Annotated in this window: 1 rRNA gene; it reads right to left on the bottom strand. The window is 52.8% G+C overall.

The features are described 5' to 3' along the window. A 23S ribosomal RNA gene (locus tag C161_RS19215) occupies nt 1–1497 on the bottom strand; the annotation flags it as partial.

Genomic DNA, 1497 nt, shown 5'->3' with positions numbered 1-1497 from the left:
CTTCAAAGGCTCCCACCTATCCTGTACAGATCGTACCCAAATTCAATATCAAGCTGCAGTAAAGCTCCATGGGGTCTTTCCGTCTTGTCGCGGGTAACCTGCATCTTCACAGGTATTAAAATTTCACCGGATCTCTCGTTGAGACAGCGCCCAAGTCGTTACGCCATTCGTGCGGGTCAGAATTTACCTGACAAGGAATTTCGCTACCTTAGGACCGTTATAGTTACGGCCGCCGTTTACTGGGGCTTCGGTTCACAGCTTCGGATTGCTCCTAACCACTCCCCTTAACCTTCCAGCACCGGGCAGGCGTCAGCCCGTATACTTCGCCTTACGGCTTCGCACAGACCTGTGTTTTTGCTAAACAGTCGCTTGGGCCTTTTCACTGCGGCCCCCTCGTGCTATTCACACTACCGGGGCACCCCTTCTCCCGAAGTTACGGGGTCATTTTGCCGAGTTCCTTAACGAGAGTTCTTCCGCGCGCCTTAGAATACTCTTCTCGCCTACCTGTGTCGGTTTGCGGTACGGGCACCATCACCTGGCTAGAGGCTTTTCTTGGCAGTGTGAGATCATGACCTTCGCTACTATAATTTTCGCTCCCCATCACAGCTCAGCCTTACAATGTGCGGATTTGCCTACACATCAGCCTTACTGCTTAGACGGACATCCATCAGTCCGCGTCACTACCCTACTGCGTCCCCCCATTGCTCATAACGGCTTACGGTGGTACAGGAATTTCGACCTGTTGTCCTTCGACTACGCCTTTCGGCCTCGCCTTAGGTCCCGACTTACCCTGAGCGGACGAGCCTTCCTCAGGAACCCTTAGGCTTTCGGCGGATCAGATTCTCACTGATCTTTTCGTTACTCATACCGGCATTCTCACTTGTATAATGTCCAGCGCTCCTTACGGTACACCTTCAACCCTTATACAACGCTCCCCTACCCCTGATGCAAAGCATCAAGCCATAGCTTCGGTGGTGTGTTTAGCCCCGTTACATTTTCGGCGCAGAGTCACTCGACCAGTGAGCTATTACGCACTCTTTCAATGGTGGCTGCTTCTAAGCCAACATCCTGGTTGTCTGTGCAACTCCACATCCTTTCCCACTTAACACACACTTGGGGACCTTAGCTGATGGTCTGGGCTGTTTCCCTTTTGACAATGGATCTTAGCACTCACTGTCTGACTCCCGGAAGTAAGTCTATGGCATTCGGAGTTTGACTGAGCTTGGTAACCCTTGCGGGCCCCGCACCCAATCAGTGCTCTACCTCCACGACTCTGTTTTCCGAGGCTAGCCCTAAAGCTATTTCGGGGAGAACCAGCTATCTCCGAGTTCGATTGGAATTTCTCCGCTACCCCCACCTCATCCCCGCATTTTTCAACATGCGTGGGTTCGGGCCTCCAGTGCGTGTTACCGCACCTTCACCCTGGACAGGGGTAGATCACCCGGTTTCGGGTCTACGTCCACGTACTAACTCGCCCTATTCAGACTCGCTTTCGCT

It is taken from the genome of Paenibacillus sp. FSL R5-192 (genome assembly GCF_000517845.1).
GTDB lineage: Bacteria > Bacillota > Bacilli > Paenibacillales > Paenibacillaceae > Paenibacillus > Paenibacillus amylolyticus.
The sequence above is the reverse complement of the archived record's forward strand: the minus strand, read 5'-3'. Positions and strand labels throughout refer to the sequence as shown.